The sequence below is a fragment of the Streptomyces sp. NPDC046712 genome, assembly GCF_040645695.1.
Classification (GTDB): domain Bacteria; phylum Actinomycetota; class Actinomycetes; order Streptomycetales; family Streptomycetaceae; genus Streptomyces.
The window spans coordinates 141076-163487 of sequence record NZ_JBEYYW010000005.1; the positions used below are offsets into that span (position 1 = coordinate 141076).

At 70.3% G+C, this 22412-nt stretch carries 22 protein-coding genes, 1 pseudogene and 1 riboswitch; of the genes and pseudogenes, 22 read left to right on the forward strand and 1 reads right to left on the reverse strand.

The annotated features are described in order from the left end of the window. Positions 1-17: 17 nt before the first annotated feature. The 12 genes and pseudogenes from rplS to ABZ939_RS09175 all read left to right on the forward strand — a co-directional run bounded on the left by rplS (position 18) and on the right by ABZ939_RS09175 (position 10116). Positions 18-368, forward strand: a complete 351-nt coding sequence (gene rplS / locus ABZ939_RS09120; RefSeq protein ID WP_356894105.1) for a 50S ribosomal protein L19 — start codon at positions 18-20, stop codon at positions 366-368. A 71-nt stretch (positions 369-439) separates the two neighbouring features. Then, entirely contained in the window at positions 440-1216 is a 777-nt protein-coding gene (gene lepB, locus ABZ939_RS09125; RefSeq protein WP_361850931.1) for a signal peptidase I, read from the forward strand. Further along, positions 1209-2270, forward strand: coding sequence for a signal peptidase I (lepB, locus tag ABZ939_RS09130; protein WP_361850933.1), 1062 nt, complete (start codon positions 1209-1211; stop codon positions 2268-2270). The genes lepB (ABZ939_RS09125) and lepB (ABZ939_RS09130) overlap by 8 nt, the downstream gene beginning before the upstream one ends. After that, positions 2185-3129 (forward strand): signal peptidase I, encoded by a 945-nt coding sequence (lepB, locus tag ABZ939_RS09135; RefSeq protein WP_361851305.1) that lies wholly within the window; start codon positions 2185-2187, stop codon positions 3127-3129. Before lepB (ABZ939_RS09130) ends, lepB (ABZ939_RS09135) begins: the two co-directional genes overlap by 86 nt. Positions 3130-3192: 63 nt before the next feature. Continuing rightward, entirely contained in the window at positions 3193-3939 is a 747-nt protein-coding gene (gene lepB / locus ABZ939_RS09140) for a signal peptidase I (protein WP_361850935.1), read from the forward strand. Next, a complete protein-coding gene (locus ABZ939_RS09145) occupies positions 3936-4529 on the forward strand; it encodes an NUDIX hydrolase (RefSeq protein ID WP_361850937.1) in 594 nt (197 codons plus the stop codon). Before lepB (ABZ939_RS09140) ends, ABZ939_RS09145 begins: the two co-directional genes overlap by 4 nt. 55 nt (positions 4530-4584) lie before the next feature. Beyond that, positions 4585-4893 carry a DUF2469 domain-containing protein gene (locus ABZ939_RS09150; protein ID WP_005311352.1) on the forward strand — a complete coding sequence of 103 codons (309 nt, stop codon included), beginning with the start codon at positions 4585-4587 and terminating at the stop codon, positions 4891-4893. A 243-nt stretch (positions 4894-5136) separates the two neighbouring features. Further along, positions 5137-5499 (forward strand): annotated as a pseudogene (locus ABZ939_RS09155) (YraN family protein); the annotation flags it as partial. After that, positions 5499-7118 (forward strand): YifB family Mg chelatase-like AAA ATPase, encoded by a 1620-nt coding sequence (locus ABZ939_RS09160; RefSeq protein WP_361850939.1) that lies wholly within the window; start codon positions 5499-5501, stop codon positions 7116-7118. The pseudogene ABZ939_RS09155 and the gene ABZ939_RS09160, both read left to right, overlap by 1 nt. Beyond that, the gene (dprA, locus tag ABZ939_RS09165) at positions 7115-8425 is read left to right on the forward strand and encodes a DNA-processing protein DprA (protein ID WP_361850941.1); all 1311 of its coding nucleotides are present in this window, start codon (positions 7115-7117) and stop codon (positions 8423-8425) included. Before ABZ939_RS09160 ends, dprA begins: the two co-directional genes overlap by 4 nt. Positions 8426-8665: 240 nt before the next feature. Then, the gene (gene whiG, locus ABZ939_RS09170) at positions 8666-9505 is read left to right on the forward strand and encodes an RNA polymerase sigma factor WhiG (protein WP_361850943.1); all 840 of its coding nucleotides are present in this window, start codon (positions 8666-8668) and stop codon (positions 9503-9505) included. 53 nt (positions 9506-9558) lie between these two features. Continuing rightward, complete coding sequence (locus tag ABZ939_RS09175) at positions 9559-10116, forward strand: helix-turn-helix domain-containing protein (RefSeq protein ID WP_361851307.1); 558 nt, start codon at positions 9559-9561, stop codon at positions 10114-10116. 155 nt (positions 10117-10271) lie between these two features. Here ABZ939_RS09175 and ABZ939_RS09180 read toward each other — a convergent pair whose 3' ends face one another. Further along, on the reverse strand, positions 10272-10739 hold the full coding sequence (locus ABZ939_RS09180; protein ID WP_361850945.1) for a M23 family metallopeptidase: 468 nt from the start codon (positions 10737-10739) through the stop codon (positions 10272-10274). Positions 10740-10994: 255 nt separating this feature from the next. Between ABZ939_RS09180 and rpsB the strand changes: the two genes are divergently transcribed. The 10 genes from rpsB (at position 10995) to ABZ939_RS09230 (ending at position 22409) form a co-directional block, all read left to right on the forward strand. Then, positions 10995-11891: a 30S ribosomal protein S2 gene (gene rpsB / locus ABZ939_RS09185; protein WP_361850947.1), complete on the forward strand. Its 897-nt coding sequence runs from the start codon at positions 10995-10997 to the stop codon at positions 11889-11891. A gap of 114 nt (positions 11892-12005) precedes the next feature. After that, on the forward strand, positions 12006-12842 hold the full coding sequence (gene tsf / locus ABZ939_RS09190; protein ID WP_361850949.1) for a translation elongation factor Ts: 837 nt from the start codon (positions 12006-12008) through the stop codon (positions 12840-12842). A 158-nt stretch (positions 12843-13000) separates the two neighbouring features. Continuing rightward, on the forward strand, positions 13001-13765 hold the full coding sequence (pyrH, locus tag ABZ939_RS09195) for a UMP kinase (RefSeq protein WP_329115390.1): 765 nt from the start codon (positions 13001-13003) through the stop codon (positions 13763-13765). Between the two features lie 89 nt (positions 13766-13854). Then, the gene (frr, locus tag ABZ939_RS09200; protein WP_137993093.1) at positions 13855-14412 is read left to right on the forward strand and encodes a ribosome recycling factor; all 558 of its coding nucleotides are present in this window, start codon (positions 13855-13857) and stop codon (positions 14410-14412) included. Beyond that, on the forward strand, positions 14412-15503 hold the full coding sequence (locus tag ABZ939_RS09205; RefSeq protein ID WP_361850952.1) for a phosphatidate cytidylyltransferase: 1092 nt from the start codon (positions 14412-14414) through the stop codon (positions 15501-15503). Before frr ends, ABZ939_RS09205 begins: the two co-directional genes overlap by 1 nt. Positions 15504-15655: 152 nt before the next feature. Continuing rightward, a complete protein-coding gene (locus ABZ939_RS09210) occupies positions 15656-17272 on the forward strand; it encodes an MFS transporter (protein WP_361850954.1) in 1617 nt (538 codons plus the stop codon). 57 nt (positions 17273-17329) lie between these two features. Continuing rightward, positions 17330-18436 (forward strand): 23S rRNA (adenine(2503)-C(2))-methyltransferase RlmN, encoded by a 1107-nt coding sequence (gene rlmN, locus ABZ939_RS09215; RefSeq protein ID WP_361850956.1) that lies wholly within the window; start codon positions 17330-17332, stop codon positions 18434-18436. Between the two features lie 27 nt (positions 18437-18463). Beyond that, a riboswitch (TPP riboswitch) is annotated at positions 18464-18573 on the forward strand. A 97-nt stretch (positions 18574-18670) separates the two neighbouring features. Continuing rightward, positions 18671-19735 carry a thiamine ABC transporter substrate-binding protein gene (locus ABZ939_RS09220; protein ID WP_361851309.1) on the forward strand — a complete coding sequence of 355 codons (1065 nt, stop codon included), beginning with the start codon at positions 18671-18673 and terminating at the stop codon, positions 19733-19735. A 38-nt stretch (positions 19736-19773) separates the two neighbouring features. Continuing rightward, the gene (locus tag ABZ939_RS09225; RefSeq protein ID WP_361850957.1) at positions 19774-21387 is read left to right on the forward strand and encodes an iron ABC transporter permease; all 1614 of its coding nucleotides are present in this window, start codon (positions 19774-19776) and stop codon (positions 21385-21387) included. Then, complete coding sequence (locus ABZ939_RS09230; protein ID WP_361850959.1) at positions 21387-22409, forward strand: ABC transporter ATP-binding protein; 1023 nt, start codon at positions 21387-21389, stop codon at positions 22407-22409. The genes ABZ939_RS09225 and ABZ939_RS09230 overlap by 1 nt, the downstream gene beginning before the upstream one ends. The last annotated feature ends 3 nt before the right edge of the window (positions 22410-22412 follow it).

Sequence of the window (22412 nt, forward strand, 5' to 3'; positions counted from 1 at the left end):
CGAGGAAAGAGACCACCATGGCCTCCCTGCTCGACTCGGTCAACGCGGCTTCGCTCCGCACCGACCTCCCCGCCTTCCGTCCCGGCGACACCGTGAACGTCCACGTGCGCGTCATCGAGGGCAACCGCTCCCGTATCCAGCAGTTCAAGGGTGTCGTCATCCGCCGCCAGGGCTCGGGCGTCAGCGAGACCTTCACGGTCCGCAAGGTCTCGTTCTCCGTCGGCGTCGAGCGCACCTTCCCGGTGAACAGCCCGATCTTCGAGAAGATCGAGCTCGTGAGCCGCGGTGACGTCCGTCGCGCCAAGCTCTACTACCTGCGTGAGCTGCGCGGCAAGGCTGCCAAGATCAAGGAGAAGCGCGACAACTGAGCTCCGGCTCACCGATCGCGCGGGGCTTCGGAGCGATGATTCTCAGGGCGGCCGGATAGGCTCTGCCCCCGATGGACACCGAAGCACAGCACACGGAGCGCGACCGCTCCTCCGAGACGGAGGAGCGGTCGCGCTCCGCGCGTATTTCCGGGCCGGCGGAGCGGGACGGGGAGACCGGGGGATGGTCCTGGCGCCGTACGGGCGTCGTGGGCGGCGTCTGCGTGGTCTTCCTGCTGCTCCTGAGCCACTTCGTGATGCAGCCCTTCCTGATCCCCAGCGGCTCGATGGAACCCACCCTCCAGGTGGGGGACCGCATCCTCGTGAACAAGCTGGCGTACCGTTTCGGCGACCAGCCGCGCCGCGGTGACGTCATCGTCTTCGACGGCACCGGGTCCTTCCTCCAGGAGGCCCCGGAGGAGAACCCGGTCACCGGTGCGCTGCACGGCGCGGCCGCGGCCCTCGGCCTCGCCGAGCCCGCCGAGACCGACTTCGTGAAGCGCGTGGTGGGCGTGGGAGGCGACCGGGTGGTCTGCTGCGACGGCAACGGCCGGCTGACCGTCAACGGCGTGCCCGTCGAGGAGCGGTACGTCCTGCTGGGCGACGCCCCCTCGAAGGTCCCCTTCGACATCGTCGTCCCCCAGGGGACCCTGTGGGTCATGGGTGACCACCGCAGCCAGTCCAGCGACTCCCGCGACCACCTCGGACAGCCGGGCGGCGGCATGGTCCCCGTGGAGCGCGTGATCGGTCGCGCGGACTGGATCGGCTGGCCCTTCGGCCGCTGGGCCGGGGTACCGGAGACCGGGGCGTTCGACGCCGTACCCGCTCCCGCGGCGGGTGGCCATGGGTAACCGGGGCCGGTCGGGCGGACACCGCGCCGACTCACGGCTGCCCACCGGCACGCGACCGACGGACGGCAGCCGTGCGCTGCCCGGCCGGGCGGAGCGGCGAAGGCTCGCCCGCAAGGTCAAGCGGAGGCGGCAGCGATCCGCGGTCAAAGAGATCCCGCTCCTGATCACCGTCGCCCTGCTGATCGCGCTCGTCCTGAAGACCTTCCTCGTCCAGGCCTTCGTCATCCCGTCCGGCTCCATGGAGCAGACGATCCGGATCGACGACCGGGTCCTGGTCGACAAGCTCACGCCCTGGTTCGGCTCCAAGCCGCAACGCGGCGACGTCGTCGTCTTCAAGGACCCCGGAAACTGGCTCCAGGAGGACACGGCGCCGACGGCCGAGGATCCGATCGGCGTCAAGCAGGTCAAGCAGGCCCTGACCTTCATCGGGCTGCTGCCCTCGGCCGACGAGCAGGACCTGATCAAGCGGGTCGTCGCGGTCGGCGGTGACACGGTCGCGTGCTGCGGTGCGGACGGCCGGATCACGGTCAACGGCGTACCGCTGGACGAACCGTATCTGCACCCGGGCAACGAACCCTCGAAGATCAAGTTCAAGGTGAAGGTGCCGCCCGGCCGGATCTTCGTGATGGGCGACCACCGGTCGGACTCCGCCGACTCCCGCTTCCACCTCGACGAGAAGGACCAGGGAACGATCTCCGAGGAGGACGTGGTGGGCCGGGCCGTCGTGATCGCCTGGCCCGTGAGCCACTGGCGCCGACTGGAGGAACCGGACACGTTCGCGGCCGTGCCGGACGGCAGTTCGGGCGCTGTGTCCGCACACGGCGTGTCGCATAGTGTGTCTTCGCGGAATCTGAACGGATTGCCCTGGCTCCCGACCCCTGCGGAACTCCCGCTCGTTATGGGAGTGGTGGGCCTGTCCCTGTTCTGGGGCAGGCATATGCACGGACTGAGGAGTGGATGTGGGGGATGTGGCCGTCGGCGCACGATCCGGACACGACGAGCCGGAGGAGAGGCCCGAGCGGCTCGGCGAATCGTCGGTGGCCATGAGGGATGACTCCTCCGGCCCGCAGGACGCCGACCCGGCGCACGGCGAGGGCGATTCCGGGCAGGACGAACAGGGCGACCAGACGGGTGAGACCGGCAGGCCCACGAAGAAGCCGCGTTCCTTCTGGAAGGAACTGCCCCTGCTGATCGGTATCGCGCTGCTGCTCGCGCTGCTGATCAAGACCTTCCTGGTGCAGGCGTTCTCGATCCCCTCGGACTCGATGATGAACACGCTGCAGCGCGGCGACCGGGTCCTGGTGGACAAGCTGACCCCCTGGTTCGGCTCCGAGCCGGAGCGCGGCGAGGTCGTCGTCTTCCACGACCCGGGCGGCTGGCTGGAGGGCGAGCTCACCACCGACCCGAACGCCCTGCAGACGTTCCTGAGCTGGATCGGCCTGATGCCCGACCCGGCGGAGAAGGACCTGATCAAGCGGGTCATCGCCGTGGGCGGCGACACGGTCTCCTGCAAGGAGGGCGGCAAGGTCATCCTCAACGGCAAGACCCTGGACGAGACCTCGTACATCTACCCCGGCTCCTCGCCCTGCGGCGACAAGCCCTTCGGACCGATCACCATCCCCGAGGGCAGCATCTGGGTGATGGGCGACAACCGGCAGAACTCCCTGGACTCCCGGTACCACCAGAACCTCCCGGGCGGTGGCACGGTCCCGAACGACGAGGTCGTCGGACGCGCGGTCGTCGTGGCCTGGCCGGTCACCCGCTGGGCGACGCTGCCCGTGCCGAGCACCTTCGACCAGCCCGGACTGAGCCAGGCGCTGGCCGTGGCCCCGGGCGCGGCCGGACTCGCCGGCGCACTGCCCCTGGTGCTGTGGCGCAGGAAGAGGCTCGCCACTCGGCATACCGCCCAGTAGCAACGCGCGGGTAGGGTGCCGTCCCAGATCGACGAACCGACCGTGAGGGTGGGGAGCGCTGGGATGAGCGGAACGATACGAACGGACGGCGGCCGCGGCCGCCTCGGCAGCGTGCTGTCGGGACTGGTCGTGGCCGTCGGCTGTGTGCTCTTCCTCGGCGGATTCGCCTGGGGAGCAGTCCTCTACCAGCCGTACACCGTGCCCAGCGACTCCATGACCCCGACCCTGGCCGTCGGCTCCAAGGTCCTGGCGCAGCGCATCGACGGCGACGAGGTGCGGCGAGGCGACATCGTCGTCTTCAAGGACCCGCTGTGGGGCGACATGCCGATGGTGAAGCGGGTCGTCGGCATCGGCGGCGACACGGTCGCCTGCTGCGACGCCGACGGCCGGCTCACGGTCAACGGCAAGGCGGTCGAAGAGACGTATCTGCGCCCCGGAGCTCCCGCCTCGGGACAGGAGTTCTCCGCGACCGTCCCGGAGGGGAGCCTCTTCCTCCTCGGCGACGAGCGGCACAACTCCCTCGACTCCCGGGTCCACCTCCAGGAGGCCGGTCAGGGCTCCGTGCCGCGCTCCGCGGTCACCGCCCGGGTCGATGCCATCGCGTGGCCCATGGACGGTGTCCTGGCACGGCCGGCGGGCTTCGCGGCGCTGCCGGGCGGGGTGTCGCAGCCCGGGCCCGTGAAGCTGCTCTTCTACGCGATCGTCTTCGGGTGTGTACTGATCCTGGCCGGGGCCGCGTACGGGCCGCTGGCGCAGCGGCTGGGCGGACGGTCCCGCAGGGAGACCGCGAGGGAGACGGTGGGTACATGACGGGTACGGAGGGTTCGGCCGGGGCGGCTGCGGGTTCGGCTTCCCGGGCGGCGGGTTCGGCTGCCGGGGTGCCGGGCTCGGGTGCCGGTTCGGCTGCGGCGGCCGGGCGGGAGCTGCGGCGGGTGGCGCGGGTCGTGCTGCTCGACCCCGACGACCGCATCCTCCTCCTGCACGGGTACGAGCCCGACGACCCGGACCAGACGTGGTGGTTCACACCCGGCGGCGGCCTGGAGGGCGACGAGACCCGCGAAGAGGCTGCGCTGCGCGAGTTGGCCGAGGAGACCGGGATCACCGAGGTCGCACTCGGGCCGGTCGTCTGGCAGCGGATCTGCTCCTTCCCCTTCGACGGGCGGCGCTGGGACCAGGACGAGTGGTACTACCTGGCACGAACCACCCAGACCGCGACGGCCCCGGGCGGGCTCACCGAGCTGGAGGCGCGCAGTGTCGCGGGGCTGAGGTGGTGGACCTCCGCCGAACTGTCGGCGGCGCGTGAGACGGTGTACCCGACCAGACTCGCCGAGCTGCTCCACAGGCTGCTCGACGAGGGACCGCCGAGTGCACCGGTGGTGCTCGCCCCGGAAATCGTTTAGCGGTGCGAGCGGCTGGCGCACAATAGGTGGACGCACGGCTGAAGGGGAACATGCCATGAGCGCCGAGGACCTCGAGAAGTACGAGACCGAGATGGAGCTGAAGCTCTACCGGGAGTACCGCGATGTCGTCGGGCTGTTCAAATACGTGATCGAGACCGAGCGGCGCTTCTACCTGACCAACGACTACGAGATGCAGGTGCACTCGGTCCAGGGCGAGGTGTTCTTCGAGGTGTCCATGGCCGACGCCTGGGTCTGGGACATGTACCGGCCGGCCAGGTTCGTCAAGCAGGTCCGGGTGCTCACATTCAAGGACGTGAACATCGAGGAGCTCAACAAGAGCGACCTGGAGCTTCCCGGCAGCTGAAACCACTCGCGAGGGTGAGGCGGTTTTCCACAGACGAGCGACCGTCCACCAAGATCCACACGGAGCGTCGCGGAGCGTCACAGTCGGTACCGGAGGTGGTACCGAATGAATCCGACGCACGCGACGAACCCGATCCACGCGAAGAGCCCGACCAGCGCCACGAAACCGACCGGCGCGACGAAACCGACCGGCGCGACGAGCCCGTCCGGCGCGACGGGCTCGACGAGCCCGCGCCGCTCGACCAACGCGACGAACGCACTCGGGCAGTACGGGGAAGAGCTGGCCGTCCGCCGGCTGGCCGAGACCGGGGTGACCGTCCTCGCGCGGAACTGGCGCTGCGGACGCACCGGTGAGATCGACATCGTCGCCCGCGACGGCGACACCCTCGTCATCTGTGAAGTGAAGACGCGCCGGGAAGGCGCCTTCGAGCACCCCATGGCCGCCGTCACCGCCACCAAGGCCGACCGGCTCAAACGGCTCGCCGCCTGCTGGCTCGACCGCCACGGCGGACCACCGCCCGACGGCGGCGTCCGTATCGACCTCATCGGCATCGTCCTGCCGCGCCGCGGCGCCCCCGTCGTCACCCACGCCCAGGGGGTGGCCTGATGGGATTCGCCCGCACCTGCTCCGTCGCCCTCGTCGGCGTCGAAGGCGTCGTCGTCGAAGTCCAGGCCGACCTCGAAGCCGGAGTCGCCGCCTTCACCCTCGTGGGACTCCCCGACAAGAGCCTCACCGAGAGCCGCGACCGCGTACGCGCCGCCATCGTCAACTCCGACGCCGAATGGCCCCAGAAGAAGCTCACCGTCGGACTCAGCCCCGCCTCCGTCCCCAAAGGCGGCAGCGGATTCGACCTGGCCGTCGCCGCGGCCGTCCTCGGCGCCGCCGAGCGCATCGACCCCAGGGTGATCGCCGACCTCGTCCTCATCGGCGAACTGGGGCTCGACGGCCGCGTCCGGCCCGTCCGCGGCGTCCTGCCCGCCGTCCTCGCCGCCGCCGAAGCCGGCTATCAACATGTCGTCGTCCCCGAACAGACCGCAGGCGAAGCCTCCCTCGTCCCCGGAGTGTCCGTCCTCGGCGTCCGCAGCCTGCGCCAACTCATCGCCGTCCTCACCGACGAACCCGTCCCCGAGGAGGAACCCGCCGAAGAAGGCCGCCCCGACGCCATGCTCGCCGGACTCCTCGTCCCCGGCGCGGGCGTCGGCACCGGCCTCGCCGCCGACCCGGCCGACGGACCCGACCTCGCCGACGTCGCAGGACAGCACAACGCCCGCCGAGCCCTGGAGGTCGCAGCAGCAGGCAGCCACCACCTCCTGCTCTCCGGGCCACCCGGAGCCGGCAAGACCATGCTCGCCGAACGACTCCCCGGCATCCTGCCCCCACTCACCCGACAGGAGTCCCTCGAAGTCACCGCCGTCCACTCCGTCGCCGGCATCCTCCCGCCCGGCGAACCCCTCGTCCGCCGAGCCCCCTACTGCGCTCCCCACCACTCGGCGACCATGCAGTCCCTCGTCGGCGGAGGCAACGGCCTCCCACGCCCCGGCGCCGTCTCCCTCGCGCACCGAGGCGTGCTCTTTCTCGACGAGGCCCCCGAATTCTCCGGAAAGGCCCTCGACGCCCTGCGTCAGCCCCTCGAATCCGGACACGTCGTCGTCGCCCGCGCCGCCGGAGTCGTCCGCCTCCCCGCCCGCTTCCTGCTCGCCCTCGCCGCCAACCCCTGCCCGTGCGGACGGCACACCCTCCACGGCGCCGGATGCGAATGCCCCTCCTTGCTCATCCGCCGCTACCAGGCACGACTCTCCGGCCCCCTCCTCGACCGCATCGACATCCGTGTCGAAGCCGAACCCGTCACCCGATCCGACCTCCTGGGACAGGGCGGCCGCGGCGAACCCACCGCCACCGTCGCCGACCGCGTCCGCGAAGCCCGCGCCCGCGCCGCGCACCGCCTCACCGACACCCCCTGGAACATCAACAGCGAAATCCCCGGCCACGAACTGCGCACCCGCTACACCGTCGGCCCAGGGGCCCTCGCCGCCGCCGAACGCGACATCGAACGCGGGCTGCTCACCGCACGCGGCCTCGACCGGGTCCTCCGCGTCGCCTGGACCGTCGCCGACCTCGCCGGACACGACCGCCCCGACGCCCATGACGTTGACCTCGCCCTCCAACTGCGCACCGGCATCGCCCGAGGCGTACCCGTCGGAGCCGGAAGGGGGGACTACTCATGACCCCGGACGAAGAGCACGCCACCGAAGGAACACCCCGCACCACCCCGGACGAGGAACGCCTCGCATGCGCCGCACCGGACGAGGAACGCCTCGCGCGCACCACCCCGGATGAACAACGCCTCGCGCGCATCAACCCGGACGAGGAACGCCTCGCCCGCGCCGCCCTCACGCGCATCGTCGAACCCGGCGACGAACACGCCGGCCGCTGGCTCCGCCGATACGGGGCCGCGGGCTTCCTCCGGCGCCTGCGCGAGCCCACCGGGGCCGGACACGACGCCCGCCCCGGCACCGGACCCTTCCCGGGCACAGGAGAGAAACGGGTCGACGGATGGCGACGGCGCGCCGCCACCGTCGAACCACGACGAGACCTCGACGCCGCCGCACGGCACGGCGGCCGACTCGTCATCCCCGGCGACACCGAATGGCCCCGGCAGCTCGACGACCTCGGCGACACCCGCCCCATCGGGCTCTGGATCCGCGGCCCGGCCGACCTGCGCACCTGGGCACTCCGCTCCGTCGCCGTCGTCGGCGCCCGCGCCTGCACCCCCTACGGCGCGCACATGGCCACCACCCTCGCCTCCGGACTCGCCGAACGCGGCTGGGTCGTCGTCTCCGGCGCCGCCTTCGGCATCGACGGCGCGGCACACAGAGGCGCCCTCGCCGCCCAGGGCGCCACCGTCGCCGTCCTCGCCTGCGGCGTCGACGTCCCCTACCCCCGCGGCCACGCCGGACTCATCGGCCGTATTGCCGAACAGGGCCTCGTCGTAGGGGAGTTGCCACCAGGAAGTCACCCCACGCCCAGCAGATTCATCCTCCGCAACCGCGTCATCGCCGCCCTCACCCGCGGCACCGTCGTCGTCGAGGCCCAGTACCGCAGCGGCTCCCTCGTCACCGCCCGCAGCGCCCACCGCCTCGGCCGCCACACCATGGGCATCCCCGGCGCCGTCACCAGCGGACTCTCCGCAGGCGTCCACGAACTCCTACGAGGCGAGGCCACCCTCGTCACCGACGCCGCCGAAGTGATCGAACTCGTCGGCGACATGGGCCAACTCGCCCCCGCCCGCCGAGGACCAGTCCTGCCCAGGGACCTCCTCGACCCGCACGCCGCCCGCGTCCTCGAAGCCCTCCCCGCCGGCCGGCCCACCCCCGTACCCGAGATCGCCGACCGCGCCGGAACCACCCCCGACGACACCCTCGCCAGGCTGTACGAACTGCACTCCCTGGGGTACGTCGAACGGCAAGGCGGTGACTGGCAGTTGACGAACACCCCCACAGAAGGAGCGAACCTGCGGCGAGGCGGTACTTGACCTGGAGCATTCGGGTGAAAAGGTGATGGCGATGAACAATCGAGTTCTCTCGGCCGCACCCGAGGGGCCGACACGCGCCACGGCCCGGGTTCGAAGATGTGGACGAGGGGGCCCACCCAGACCGGCGCGATCCGCAGAGGTTCGCTCACCGCGACAGTCCAGTCACGCTACGCTCACCAGGATTCCCTACCGGACACACCCCACCGACCCACTCCACAGCAGAACGGCTCAAGGCAACGCATGCCCCAGCACACCTCCGGGTCCGACCGTGCGGCGGTGCCCCCAGCAGCCCGGGGAGGCACCGTGCGACCGCCGGCACCGACATCGCTCGACGAACTGTGGCGCTCGTACAAGGACACGGGCGACGAGCGGCTGCGGGAACAGCTGATCCTGCACTACTCCCCGCTCGTGAAGTACGTCGCCGGCCGCGTCAGCGTCGGACTGCCGTCCAATGTGGAACAGGCCGACTTCGTCTCCTCCGGAGTCTTCGGGCTGATCGACGCCATCGAGAAGTTCGACGTCGAGCGGTCGATCAAGTTCGAGACCTACGCCATCACCCGCATCCGCGGCGCGATGATCGACGAACTCCGCGCCCTGGACTGGATCCCCCGCTCCGTGCGCCAGAAGGCACGCAACGTCGAGCGCGCCTACGCCACCCTCGAGGCCCAACTGCGGCGGACCCCCTCCGAGAGCGAGGTCGCCGCCGAGATGGGCATCGCCCTGGAGGAACTGCACGCCGTTTTCAGCCAGTTGTCCCTGGCGAACGTCGTGGCGCTGGAAGAGCTGCTGCACGTCGGAGGCGAGGGCGGCGACCGCCTGTCCCTCATGGACACGCTGGAGGACACCGCCGCCGACAACCCGGTCGAGGTGGCCGAGGACCGCGAGCTCAGACGGCTGCTCGCCCGCGCCATCAACACGCTCCCCGAGCGCGAGAAGACCGTCGTCACGCTCTACTACTACGAGGGCCTCACCCTCGCCGAGATCGGCCACGTCCTCGGCGTCACCGAGAGCCGGGTCAGCCAGATCCACACCAAGTCGGTCCTGCAGCTGCGCGCCAAGCTGGCCGATGTAGGACGCTGACGCCGCGGGGCCGGTCGTACAGTGGTGCCGTGCCCAGGATTCGAGCGGCCAGTGTGGCCGAGCACCGGACGATGCAGCGCGGCGCCCTGCTGGACGCCGCGCGATCCCTGCTGTCCGAAGGCGGTACGGAGGCGTTGACCTTCCCCGCCCTCGCCGAGCGTACGGGCCTCGCCCGCTCCTCGGTGTACGAGTACTTCCGCTCCCGCGCGGCCGTCGTCGAGGAACTGTGCGCCGTCGACTTCCCCGTCTGGGCGGCCGAGGTCGAAGCGGCGATGGCCCAGGCCGACACCGCCGAGGGCAAGGTCGAGGCGTACGTACGCAAGCAGCTGGAGCTGGTGGGCGACCGCCGCCACCGGGCGGTCGTCGCGATCTCCGCGAGCGAGCTCGACGACGGCGCCCGCGAGAAGATCCGCGCCGCCCACGGCGGACTCGTCGCCATGATCGTCGAAGCCCTCGCGGACCTGGGCCAGGCCCAGCCCCGCCTTGGCGCGATGCTCCTCCAGGGCGTCGTGGACGCGGCCGTGCGCCGTATCGAGCTGGGCGCGGCGGAGGAGCCGGACGACATCGCCGACGCGGCGGTCTCCATGGCGCTCCGAGGCGTCGGGGGCTGACCCCCCCGCCCCCCTCCCCTCCCCACCCCCCGGCTGCGTGTCGGTCCTCGGCCATGGCCAGGGCACCCCTGCCGCGCCACGGCACCCCTGTCACGGATGAGGCACCCGTTCACGCCTGAGGCACCCCTGCCGCGCCTACGGCACCCCGTTCACGCCTACGGCACCCCCGTCACCGGCAGGAGTCTCGACGGGCTTCGGTGCAGGAGGAGCAGGGGGTTCAGATAGGAGTCGCCGCGCAGGAGGCCCCAGTGGAGGCAGGACTCCGGGCAGTGGGGGTCATCTGTCGCGGGGGCCGCGAGTGTGGCCACCGGTTGGCCGCGGGTGACGGTGGTGCCTGCCGTGACGGTCGGTGTCACCGGTTCGTAGGTCGTCCGCAGGGGTGGGTCCCCGGTGCCCGGCAGGGTGATCGTGAGGACTCCCCGGCCGGCCACCCGGCCCGCGAAGGTGACGACGCCGGACGCCGCCGCGTGGACCGGGGTGCCCGGAGGGGCGGCCAGGTCGAGGCCGCGGTGGCCCGGGCCGTACGGGCCGGCCGGAGGTTCCCAGCCGCGGATGATCTCGGGGCGCGGTGGTCCCACCGGCCAGATCAGGGCGGCCATGAGGAGCAGTGTCGTGAGGTGCATGGGGATCACGCTCCCGCGGGCGCCCGGTTCATGGGGATCATGGTCGATATCTGTGGAATACCAGCCGGTTGTGGACAGCGCCGTCACCCGGCGCCCCCCGGGTCCCGTACACTTCCTATGGCGATCCGGGTCACCGGGTCGACTTCGCACGCCCCGCCACCACCCTCAAAAGTCGTGGCAGCGCCTTTTCGGTCCCTCGTGGCACGGCGCGTCGGGGCGTCAGGACATAACCGAGAAACTCAAGGAGATACGGCCATGGCCGTCGTCACGATGCGGGAGCTGCTGGAGAGCGGCGTCCACTTCGGTCACCAGACCCGTCGCTGGAACCCGAAGATGAAGCGCTTCATCTTCACCGAGCGCAACGGCATCTACATCATCGACCTGCTCCAGTCGCTGTCGTACATCGACCGCGCCTACGAGTTCGTCAAGGAGACCGTCGCCCACGGCGGTTCCATCATGTTCGTCGGTACGAAGAAGCAGGCCCAGGAGGCCATCGCCGAGCAGGCGACGCGTGTCGGCATGCCGTACGTCAACCAGCGTTGGCTCGGTGGCATGCTCACCAACTTCTCCACCGTCTACAAGCGTCTGCAGCGCCTCAAGGAGCTCGAGCAGATCGACTTCGAGGACGTGGCCGCCTCCGGCCTCACCAAGAAGGAGCTCCTGGTCCTCTCCCGCGAGAAGGCCAAGCTGGAGAAGACCCTCGGTGGTATCCGCGAGATGCAGAAGGTGCCGAGCGCCGTCTGGATCGTCGACACCAAGAAGGAGCACATCGCCGTCGGTGAGGCGCGCAAGCTCCACATCCCGGTCGTCGCGATCCTCGACACCAACTGCGACCCCGACGAGGTCGACTACAAGATCCCGGGCAACGACGACGCGATCCGCTCCGTCACCCTGCTCACCCGCGTGATCGCCGACGCTGTCGCCGAGGGCCTCATCGCCCGCTCCGGCGCCGCGACCGGCGACTCGAAGCCGGGCGAGAAGGCCGCGGGCGAGCCGCTCGCCGAGTGGGAGCGCGACCTGCTCGAGGGTGAGAAGAAGGCTGACGAGGCCGAGGTCCAGACCTCTGCCGAGACCGAGAAGGTCGCCGACGCCGAGGCCGCCGACGCCGCCGAGGCCGTCGAGGCTCCGGCCGCCGAGGCCGAGCAGGCCTGACCCACGGCCTGACCTTCACAGGTCCGGTTGTTTCGGATGTAGACGGCGGGGGCCCACGAAGCCCCCGCCGTCCACCCGTAGATCTTTCAGACTTCGAGAGAGAAACTCAGACTCATGGCGAACTACACCGCCGCTGACGTCAAGAAGCTCCGTGAGCTCACCGGCGCCGGCATGATGGACTGCAAGAAGGCTCTGGACGAGGCCGACGGCAACGTCGACAAGGCCGTCGAGGCCCTGCGCATCAAGGGCCAGAAGGGCGTCGCCAAGCGCGAGGGCCGCTCTGCCGAGAACGGCGCCGTCGTCTCCCTCATCGCCGACGACAACACCTCCGGTGTCCTCGTCGAGCTGAAGTGCGAGACGGACTTCGTCGCCAAGGGCGACAAGTTCCAGGCCGTCGCCGCCGCGCTCGCCGCCCACGTCGCCGCGACCTCCCCGGCCGACCTCGAGGCGCTGCTCGCCTCCGAGATCGAGGCCGGCAAGACGGTTCAGGCGTACGTCGACGAGGCCAACGCCAACCTCGGTGAGAAGATCGTTCTCGACCGCTTCGCGCAGTACGCCGACGGCTACGTCGCGGCCTACATGCACCGCACCATGCCCGACCTGCCCCCGCAGATCGGTGTTCTCGTCGAGTTCGACAAGGAGAACGCCGAGATCGCCAAGGGTGTCGCGCAGCACATCGCCGCCTTCGCGCCGAAGTACCTCACCCGTGAGGACGTTCCGGCCGAGGTCGTCGAGTCCGAGCGTCGCGTCGCCGAGGAGACCACCCGCGCCGAGGGCAAGCCCGAGGCCGCGCTCCCGAAGATCGTCGAGGGTCGCGTCAACGGCTTCTTCAAGGACGCCACGCTGCTCGGCCAGCCGTACGCGCTGGACAACAAGAAGTCTGTCCAGCAGATCCTGGACGAGGCCGGCGTCACCCTGAAGCGCTTCACGCGCATCAAGGTCGGCATCTGAGTCCGTACGCAACGGACACCGGACCCCGGTAGGGTCTGAAGCAGTCGTCCACGCTCGCGTAGGACGACCGCAGATCTGACGAGGAGGCCATTGCCGTACGGGAAACCGCAAGGACCCATCGGCAATGGCCTTCGTCGTATGTGCACGAGGAGAGCTCCATGAACCAGTCCGCCGCACAGGGCGACGACATCCACGGCAAAAAGGCCGGCCGCTTCATGCTGAAGCTGTCCGGCGAGGCATTCGCCGGCGGCGGCGCGCTCGGCGTCGACCCCGACGTCGTGCACAAGATCGCGCGCGAGATCGCCGCAGTCGTCCGCGACGGAGCGGAGATCGCGGTCGTGATCGGCGGGGGTAACTTCTTCCGCGGCGCCGAGCTGCAGGTGCGCGGCATGGACCGGGCGCGCTCCGACTACATGGGCATGCTCGGCACCGTCATGAACTGCCTCGCCCTCCAGGACTTCCTGGAGAAGGAGGGCATCGACTCCCGCGTCCAGACCGCCATCACCATGGGTCAGGTCGCGGAGCCGTACATCCCGCTGCGCGCCGTGCGCCACCTGGAGAAGGGCCGCGTGGTCATCTTCGGCGCCGGTATGGGCATGCCGTACTTCTCCACCGACACCACGGCCGCCCAGCGTGCCCTGGAGATCGACGCCGAGGCCCTGCTGATGGGCAAGAACGGCGTGGACGGGGTCTACGACTCCGACCCGAAGACCAACCCCGACGCGGTGAAGTTCGACGCGCTGGAGTACGGCGAGGTGCTGTCCCGGGACCTGAAGGTCGCCGACGCCACCGCCATCACGCTGTGCCGCGACAACAATCTCCCGATCCTCGTCTTCGAACTGCTCGCGGAGGGCAATATCGCGCGCGCGGTGAAGGGTGAGAAGATCGGCACTCTCGTGAGCGACCAGGGCACCCGGGCCTGAAACCGGGTACCGCCCCGCGAGGGGATGGACAGAGCCCTGCCGGTCGTACACCGTGCAGGACAAGACGCGACGACACGCAGGAGCAAGTGGTGATCGAAGAGACCCTCCTCGAGGCCGAGGAGAAGATGGAGAAGGCCGTCGTGGTCGCCAAGGAGGACTTCGCCGCGATCCGCACCGGCCGTGCGCACCCGGCGATGTTCAACAAGATCGTGGCCGACTACTACGGTGCCATCACGCCGATCAATCAGCTGGCGTCGTTCTCGGTGCCCGAGCCGCGCATGGCCGTGGTGACCCCGTTCGACAAGAGCGCGCTGCGCAACATCGAGCAGGCGATCCGTGACTCGGACCTCGGCGTCAACCCGAGCAACGACGGCAACATCATCCGTGTGGTGTTCCCGGAGCTCACCGAGGAGCGCCGCCGCGAGTACATCAAGGTCGCCAAGTCCAAGGCCGAGGACTCGAAGATCTCGATCCGTTCCGTCCGCCGCAAGGCGAAGGAGACCATCGACAAGCTGGTCAAGGACGGCGAGGTCGGCGAGGACGAGGGCCGCCGCGGCGAGAAGGAGCTCGACGACACCACCGCGAAGTACGTCGCGCAGGTGGACGAGCTGCTCAAGCACAAGGAAGCCGAGCTGCTCGAGGTCTGATGAACGACTCTTCCTGGGGGGCCCCGGCCGGTTCCGGCTACTGGGGGCCCGACCAGGGGCCTGCCCCGGCGGGTCCCGCATACGATGGGCTGCAGGCGGCGCAGACTCGGCCCATGCCCATCGTGCCCGACGTCCCCGCCGGCGATCACCAGGACGACCACGATCGGGGGGCCGCTCAGCCGAGCGGTCCCCTGTTCCGTGACGAGACGCCGAACGAGCACCCGCAGGAGCCCATGTCCAGCCCGTCCCAGCCCGCTCCCGGGGCTCCGCAGAAGAAGAGCGCGGGGCGCGACCTGGGCGCGGCCATAGGGGTCGGGGTCGGGCTCGGCGCCGTCATCATCGCGTCGCTTTTCATCTGGAAAGCCGCGTTCATCGGCGTCATAGTCGTCGCCGTCGTGGTCGGTCTGTGGGAGCTCACCTCCCGTCTCCAGGAGCGCAAGGGCATCAAGGCCCCGCTCGTCCCGCTCGCCCTCGGCGGCGCGGCGATGGTCGTGGCCGGGTATGTCCGTGGCGCGGAGGGGGCCTGGGTCGCCATGGCCCTGACCGCCCTCGCGGTGCTGGTGTGGCGCATGACGGAGCCGCCCGAGGGCTATCTGAAGGACGTCACGGCGGGTGTCTTCGCCGCGTTCTACGTGCCGTTCCTGGCGACGTTCGTGGCGCTGATGCTCACGGCCGACGACGGGCCGCAGCGGGTGCTCACGTTCCTGGTGCTGACCGTGGTCAGCGACACCGGCGCGTACGCGATCGGCTGGCGTTTCGGCAAGCACAAGCTGGCGCCGCGGATCAGCCCCGGCAAGACCCGCGAGGGCCTGGTCGGAGCCGTGACGTTCGCGATGGCGGCGGGCGCGCTCTGCATGGAGTTCATGATCGAGGACGGCACGTGGTGGCAGGGTCTGCTGCTTGGCCTGGCGGTGGCGGCGAGCGCGACGCTCGGCGACCTCGGCGAGTCGATGATCAAGCGCGACCTGGGCATCAAGGACATGGGCACGCTGCTCCCGGGCCATGGGGGCATCATGGACCGCCTCGACTCGCTGCTGCCGACGGCTCCGGTGGTCTGGCTGCTGTTCGTGATCTTCGTCGGCACGAGCTGATCTGCGCGTTCCTCGCTGAAGGGCTCGCCGTCCCATGGACGGCGAGCCCTTCTTCGTACCCGGGTCGCTTCGGCGGGCCCCGCCCGCCATGTGGTGGACGTGAAGGGCGAGTCGCGGGGTCCGCGACCGAGGCAACCGGGATGATTTCGCCCATGGCAGCTAGGGGAGGCTCGGGCGAGGTACGGGCGGGGGCGCGGTCCGTCCTGCTGACGCTCGCGGCCGGTCAGTTCCTGATGGCGCTCGACAGCTCCGTCATGAACGTCTCGATCGCGACGGTCGCCGACGACGTGGGTACGACGGTGACCGGGATCCAGGGCGCCATCACGGCCTACACGCTCGTGATGGCGATGCTCATGATCCCCGGGGGCAAGGTCGGGGTGCTGATCGGCCGGAAGCGGGCGTTCATGATCGGCTGCGTGATCTACGGCTGTGGCTCCCTCGTCACGGCTCTCGCACCGAACCTTCCGGTGCTGCTGCTCGGCTGGTCGTTCCTCGAGGGCGTCGGAGCGGCGCTGATCCTGCCCGCGATCGTGGCGCTAGTGGCCGGCAACTTTCCCGCCGAACGCCGCGCCGCCGCCTACGGGATCGTGGCGGCCGCGGGGGCCGTGGCCATCGCGCTCGGGCCGCTCATCGGGGGTGTCGCCACCACCTACTTCTCCTGGCGCTGGGTCTTCGCCGGCGAGGTCCTGGTGGTTCTCGTCATTCTGCTGTTCGCCCGCCGCATCGCCGACGCGGTGAGCGAGGAACGCCCGCGCATCGATCTCGTCGGTGCGGTCCTCTCCGCCCTCGGGCTCGGGATCTTCGTCTACGGCGTTCTCCGCTCGGACGAATGGGGCTGGTTCCAGCCGAAACCGGACGCGCCGTCGTGGCTGGGTGTCTCGATGGTCGTGTGGCTGATGCTGGCGGGTCTGTTCCTGGTGTGGCTCTTCCTCCGTTGGGAGGCCCGGCTCGTGAAGCGCGGCGGGGAGCCGCTCGTCCACCCGGCCATGCTGGAGAACAAGCAGTTGACCGGCGGGCTGACGATGTTCTTCTTCCAGTACCTCGTGCAGATGGGCGTCTTCTTCGTCGTACCGCTCTATCTGTCCGTCGCCCTGGGCCTGTCCGCGCTCGCGACCGGTGCCCGCATCCTGCCGCTCTCGCTGACTCTGCTGGCCGCGGCGGTCCTGATTCCGCGGTTCCTCCCGGACGTCTCGCCGCGGCGGGTGGTGCGGCTCGGGGTGCTCGCGCTGCTCGCGGGCGCGGTCATTCTGATGGCCGCGCTCGACGCGGACGCCGGGGCGGAGATCGTCACCGTGCCCCTGCTGCTGATCGGGCTCGGCATGGGCGCGATGGCGTCCCAGCTCGGTGCGGTCACCGTCTCGGCCGTACCGGACCGGCAGAGCGCGGAGGTCGGCGGCATCCAGAACGCCGTCACCAACCTCGGCTCCTCGATCGGTACGGCACTGGCGGGGTCGCTCATGATCGCCGCGCTCACGTCGTCGTTCCTGGCGAGTGTCGAGCAGAACGCGGCGGTTCCGGCCGAGGTCAAGAACAAGGCGGCCGTCGAACTGTCGAGCGGGATTCCCTTCCTCTCGGACGCCCAGCTCCGGACGGCCCTCGACGAGGCGGGCACGAGCCCGGAGGTGGCCGAGGCCGCACTGGACGCGAACGCCGAGGCCAGACTCGACGGCCTGCGGGCCGCCCTCGCGATCCTCGCGCTCGCCTCCGTCCTGGCGATGTTCTTCACCTCGCGGATCCCTCAGACTCAGCCCGGCCGACCAGGGCCCTGACGGCGGGCAGTCGTCGACACCGGGCCACGGGCTGCCGTCTGCGACACTGGTACCACCATGCCCAAGCCCGGAGAACTCACTTTCGTCGCCCCCCGCGGAGCCAAGAAGCCGCCGCGGCACCTTGCCGACCTCACGCCCGCCGAGCGCAAAGAGGCCGTCGCCGCGATCGGCGAGAAGCCGTTTCGCGCCAAGCAGCTGTCCACCCACTACTTCGCGCGGTACGCCCACGACCCCGCCGAGTGGACCGACATCCCCGCCTCCTCGCGCGAGAAGCTGCAGGGGGAGCTGCTGCCCGACCTGATGTCCGTGGTCCGGCACATCTCGTGCGACGACGACACCACCCGTAAGACGCTGTGGAAGCTGCACGACGGCACGCTCGTCGAGTCCGTGCTCATGCGGTACCCGGACCGGGTCACCATGTGCATCTCCTCGCAGGCCGGCTGCGGGATGAACTGCCCGTTCTGCGCCACGGGACAGGCCGGGCTCGACCGGAACCTGTCGACGGCCGAGATCGTGCACCAGATCGTCGACGGGATGCGCGCCCTGCGCGACGGCGAGGTGCCCGGTGGGCCCGCGCGGCTCAGCAACATCGTCTTCATGGGCATGGGTGAGCCGCTCGCCAACTACAAGCGGGTCGTCGGCGCCATCCGCCGGCTGACCGACCCCGAGCCGGACGGGCTCGGGCTCTCGCAGCGCGGCATCACCGTCTCCACCGTCGGTCTCGTGCCCGCGATGCTGCGCTTCGCCGACGAGGGCTTCAAGTGCCGGCTCGCCGTCTCGCTGCACGCGCCCGACGACGAGCTGCGCGACACCCTCGTGCCCGTCAACACCCGCTGGAAGGTCCGCGAGGTCCTCGACGCCGCCTGGGAGTACGCGGAGAAGTCCGGCCGCCGGATCTCCATCGAGTACGCCCTCATCCGCGACATCAACGACCAGGCATGGCGCGGCGACCTGCTCGGGCGGCTGCTCAAGGGCAAGCGGGTGCACGTCAACCTGATCCCGCTGAACCCGACGCCGGGGTCGAAGTGGACCGCCTCCCGTCCCGAGGACGAGAAGGCGTTCGTCGAGGCCATCGCCGCCCACGGTGTTCCGGTCACCGTCCGTGACACCCGCGGGCAGGAGATCGACGGTGCCTGTGGACAGCTGGCGGCGTCGGAACGCTGACCTTGTAGTCTGAGCTCGAACATATGCATATTCCGACAGGGGAGCGCCACAGCGCTGAGAGTGCGGCACCGTCAGGCCGCAGACCCTCTGAACCTCGCCCAGGTCATTCTGGGTAGGAAGTTCGGTCGTTACTCGAGCTGTAGCGCCCTGCCCGCGGCCATGATCACCGGCCGCGGGCAGGGCCGCGTCTCTTCCTGGTCATACCCAGGAGGAATTCCAGTGAGCACGAAGAAGATGGGCGCCGCGGCGATCGCCGCCGCGCTGGGGGTCACCACCCTCGCCGCCTGCGGCGGATCCGAGGACAAGGCCGACGCCCCTGCCCCCAAGACCGTGACCCTCGTGAGCCACGACTCCTTCAACGCCTCCAAGGAGGTCCTGGCGGAGTTCACGAAGCAGACCGGCTTCACGGTCAAGGTGCTGAAGAGCGGCGACGCAGGCGAGGCCGTCAACAAGGAGATCCTGACCAAGGGCTCCCCGCAGGGCGACGTGTTCTTCGGCGTCGACAACACCCTGCTCTCCCGCGCCCTCGACAACGGGATCTTCGTCCCTTACGAGGCGAAGGGCCTGGACCGGACCCCCGCCGAGCTCCAGCTCGACAAGGAGCACCGGGTCACCCCGATCGACACCGGCGACATCTGCGTCAACTACGACAAGAAGTACTTCGCCGACAAGAAGCTCGCGCCCCCGCAGACCTTCGAGGACCTGACCAAGGCCGAGTACAGGAACCTGCTCGTGGTCGAGAACCCCGAGCGGTCCTCCCCGGGCCTCGGCTTCCTGCTCGGCACCGCCGCTCAGTACGGCGACGAGGGCTGGCAGGACTACTGGAAGAAGCTCAAGGCCAACGGTGTGAAGACCGTCGACAGCTGGGAGCTCGCCTACAACCAGGAGTTCTCCGGCTCCGCGGGCGGCAAGAAGGCCAAGGGAGACCGGCCGCTGGTCGTCTCGTACGCCTCCAGCCCGCCGGTCGAGGTCCTCTACTCCGAGCCGCAGCCCAAGGACGCCCCCACCGGGGTCTCCACCGGCACCTGCTTCCGGCAGACCGAGTTCGCCGGACTGCTGAACGGGGCGAAGAACCCCGAGGGCGGCAAGGCGCTGATCGACTTCCTGATCTCCAAGAAGTTCCAGGACGACATGCCGCTGCAGATGTTCGTCAACCCGGTGGCCAAGGACGCCACCCTGCCCGAACTCTTCACCAAGCACGGTGTGGTGATCGACAAGCCGCAGACCATGGCGCCCGAGAAGATCGCCGAGAAGCGTGACCAGTGGATCCAGCAGTGGTCGTCGCTCGTTCTGAAGTAGTTCCCGACCGCAGGGGAAGCGCGGCGCGGCTCGGCCTGATGGTCGTGCCCGTCGCCTTCTTCGCGCTCTTCTTCGCCTGGCCCGTCGCCTCGATCGTCGAGCGCGGGCTGCGGGTCGACGGCGCGTGGCAGTTCGGCCGCTTCGGCGAGACGCTGAGCCGGCCGGAGATCCTCGACGTCCTCTGGTTCACGCTCTGGCAGGCACTCGCCTCCACCGGCCTGACCCTGCTGATCGCGCTGCCCGGCGCGTACGTCTTCGCGCGCTTCGACTTCCCCGGCAAAGGGCTGCTGCGCGCCGTCGTCACCGTGCCGTTCGTGATGCCGACCGTCATGGTCGGCACGGCCTTCCTCGCGCTCGTCGGGCGCGGCGGGCTCCTCGACGACTGGTGGGGCGTCCGGCTGGACACCACCGTCTGGGCGATCCTCCTCGCCCATGTCTTCTTCAACTACGCCGTCGTCGTACGGACCGTCGGCGGCCTGTGGGCGCAGCTCGACCCGCGCCAGGAGGAGGCCGCCCGCGTCCTCGGCGCCTCCCGCTGGACCGCCTTCCGGACCGTGACCCTGCCGGCGCTCGCCCCTTCCGTCGCCGCGGCCGCGCTGATGGTGTTCCTGTTCACCGCGAGCTCCTTCGCCGTCGTCCAGATCCTCGGCGGCTCCACGTACTCCACGCTGGAGACGGAGATCTACCGGCAGACGGTCGACCGCTTCGACCTGACGACGGCCGCCGTCCTCACGATGGTGCAGTTCGTGGCCGTGGGCGTGGTCCTCGCCGTGCACGCCCGGACCGTACGCAGGCGGGAGACGGCGCTGAAGCTGGTCGCGCCCGAGCAGACCGCGCGCCGGCCCGGGGGCGCCGGCCAGTGGGCGCTGTTCGCGATCGTCCTGCTGTCCGTCGCCCTGCTGATCGTGCTTCCGCTCGGCGTGCTCGTCGAGCGGTCCTTCGCCACCCCCGACGGCTACGGGCTCGACTACTACCGGGCCCTGCAGTCCACCGACCCCTCCGGCACCTTCCTCGTTCCCCTGCTGGACACCATCGGGAACTCGCTCCGGTACGCCGTAGTCGCCACCGCCATCGCCCTCGTCATCGGCGGGCTCGCGGCGGCGGCCCTCACCCGGCGGGCCGGGCGGCTCGTACGCGGCTTCGACGCGCTGCTGATGCTGCCCCTCGGGGTGTCGGCGGTGACGGTGGGCTTCGGCTTCCTGATCACCCTCGACGAGCCGCCGTTCGACCTGCGGGCGAGCTGGATCCTCGTGCCGCTCGCGCAGGCCCTGGTCGGTGTCCCCTTCGTCGTACGGACGATGCTGCCGGTCCTGCGGGCGGTCGACGAGCGGCTGCGGGAGGCGGCGGCCGTTCTCGGTGCCTCGCCGCTGCGGGCCTGGCGGGAGGTCGATCTGCCGCTGGTACGGCGGGCCTTGCTGATCGCGGCCGGGTTCGCCTTCGCCGTGTCGCTCGGGGAGTTCGGCGCGACCGTCTTCATCGCCCGGCCCGACAACCCGACGCTGCCGGTCGCCGTCGCCCGGCTGCTCGGCCGGCCCGGAGAGCTCAACTACGGCCAGGCCATGGCCCTTTCGACGATTCTGATGGTGGTGTGCGCGGTGGCCCTGCTGCTGCTCGAACGGCTCCGCACCGACCGGACCTCCGGGGAGTTCTGATGCTGACGCTCAAGGGCGCGACCGTACGGTTCGGGGAGCGGGCCGTGCTCGACTCGGTGGACCTGGCGGTGGCCGAGCACGAGATCGTGTGCGTGCTCGGGCCGAGCGGCAGCGGAAAGTCCACTCTGCTGCGGGCCGTCGCCGGACTGCAGGGCCTGGACGAGGGCCGGGTGCTGCTCGGCGGCACGGACCAGGCCGGGATGCCGGCGCACCGGCGCGGTGTCGGGCTGATGTTCCAGGACCACCAGCTCTTCCCACAGCGGGACGTCGGCGGCAACGTCGCCTTCGGGCTGCGCATGCACGGCGTCGGGAAGGCCGAGCGGGACCGGCGGGTCGCGGAACTCCTCGAGCTCGTCGGGCTTCCGGGGGCCGGGCGGCGGGCCGTCGCCTCGCTCTCCGGCGGCGAGCAGCAGCGCGTGGCGCTCGCCCGCGCACTCGCCCCACGGCCCCGGCTCCTCATGCTGGACGAGCCGCTCGGCCAGCTCGACCGAGGGCTGCGGGAACGGCTCGTGATCGAACTGCGGCTGCTCTTCGGCCAGTTGGGTACGACCGTGCTCGCCGTCACCCACGACCAGGGCGAGGCGTTCGCCCTCGCCGACCGGGTCGTGGTGATGCGGGACGGCAGGATCGCCCAGTCCGGGACGCCGCTGGAGGTCTGGCAGCGTCCGGTCTCCGAGTTCGTCGCGCGCTTCCTCGGATTCGACAACGTGGTGTCGGGGACGGTGAGCGGGGAGGCCGCCGACACGGTGTGGGGGAAGCTTCCGGTGCCGGACGGCTCACCGCAGGGCGCGGGGAAGATCCTCGTACGCCCGGGCGGTGTACGCCTCGGAGCCCCGGACTCCGGCCTGACGTGCACCGTCGAGGCCCGCACCTTCCGCGGCACCCACGTCGCCGTCCTGCTCCGCCCGGCTGAGGGCCCCGCCCTGGAGGCGGAGTGCACCCTCAGGGACGCACCGGAGGAGGGGGCCGAGGTCGGGGTGACCTTCGCGGGCGACGAGGTCGTGGTCCTGGCGGGGGACTAGCGA

Excerpts from the sequence above, each read along its gene's own strand:
- lepB (WP_361850935.1), top strand. The coding sequence starts at position 3,193 with ATGAGCGGAACGATACGAACGGACGGCGGCCGCGGCCGCCTCGGCAGC.
- ABZ939_RS09160 (WP_361850939.1), top strand. The coding sequence starts at position 5,499 with ATGGGATTCGCCCGCACCTGCTCCGTCGCCCTCGTCGGCGTCGAAGGC.
- ABZ939_RS09145 (WP_361850937.1), top strand. The coding sequence starts at position 3,936 with ATGACGGGTACGGAGGGTTCGGCCGGGGCGGCTGCGGGTTCGGCTTCC.
- rplS (WP_356894105.1), top strand. The coding sequence starts at position 18 with ATGGCCTCCCTGCTCGACTCGGTCAACGCGGCTTCGCTCCGCACCGAC.
- dprA (WP_361850941.1), top strand. The coding sequence starts at position 7,115 with ATGACCCCGGACGAAGAGCACGCCACCGAAGGAACACCCCGCACCACC.
- ABZ939_RS09205 (WP_361850952.1), top strand. The coding sequence starts at position 14,412 with ATGAACGACTCTTCCTGGGGGGCCCCGGCCGGTTCCGGCTACTGGGGG.
- rlmN (WP_361850956.1), top strand. The coding sequence starts at position 17,330 with ATGCCCAAGCCCGGAGAACTCACTTTCGTCGCCCCCCGCGGAGCCAAG.
- ABZ939_RS09210 (WP_361850954.1), top strand. The coding sequence starts at position 15,656 with ATGGCAGCTAGGGGAGGCTCGGGCGAGGTACGGGCGGGGGCGCGGTCC.
- lepB (WP_361850931.1), top strand. The coding sequence starts at position 440 with ATGGACACCGAAGCACAGCACACGGAGCGCGACCGCTCCTCCGAGACG.
- ABZ939_RS09150 (WP_005311352.1), top strand. The coding sequence starts at position 4,585 with ATGAGCGCCGAGGACCTCGAGAAGTACGAGACCGAGATGGAGCTGAAG.
- whiG (WP_361850943.1), top strand. The coding sequence starts at position 8,666 with ATGCCCCAGCACACCTCCGGGTCCGACCGTGCGGCGGTGCCCCCAGCA.
- ABZ939_RS09230 (WP_361850959.1), top strand. The coding sequence starts at position 21,387 with ATGCTGACGCTCAAGGGCGCGACCGTACGGTTCGGGGAGCGGGCCGTG.
- ABZ939_RS09180 (WP_361850945.1), bottom strand. The coding sequence starts at position 10,739 with ATGCACCTCACGACACTGCTCCTCATGGCCGCCCTGATCTGGCCGGTG.
- tsf (WP_361850949.1), top strand. The coding sequence starts at position 12,006 with ATGGCGAACTACACCGCCGCTGACGTCAAGAAGCTCCGTGAGCTCACC.
- lepB (WP_361850933.1), top strand. The coding sequence starts at position 1,209 with ATGGGTAACCGGGGCCGGTCGGGCGGACACCGCGCCGACTCACGGCTG.
- ABZ939_RS09220 (WP_361851309.1), top strand. The coding sequence starts at position 18,671 with ATGGGCGCCGCGGCGATCGCCGCCGCGCTGGGGGTCACCACCCTCGCC.
- rpsB (WP_361850947.1), top strand. The coding sequence starts at position 10,995 with ATGGCCGTCGTCACGATGCGGGAGCTGCTGGAGAGCGGCGTCCACTTC.
- pyrH (WP_329115390.1), top strand. The coding sequence starts at position 13,001 with ATGAACCAGTCCGCCGCACAGGGCGACGACATCCACGGCAAAAAGGCC.
- ABZ939_RS09225 (WP_361850957.1), top strand. The coding sequence starts at position 19,774 with ATGGTCGTGCCCGTCGCCTTCTTCGCGCTCTTCTTCGCCTGGCCCGTC.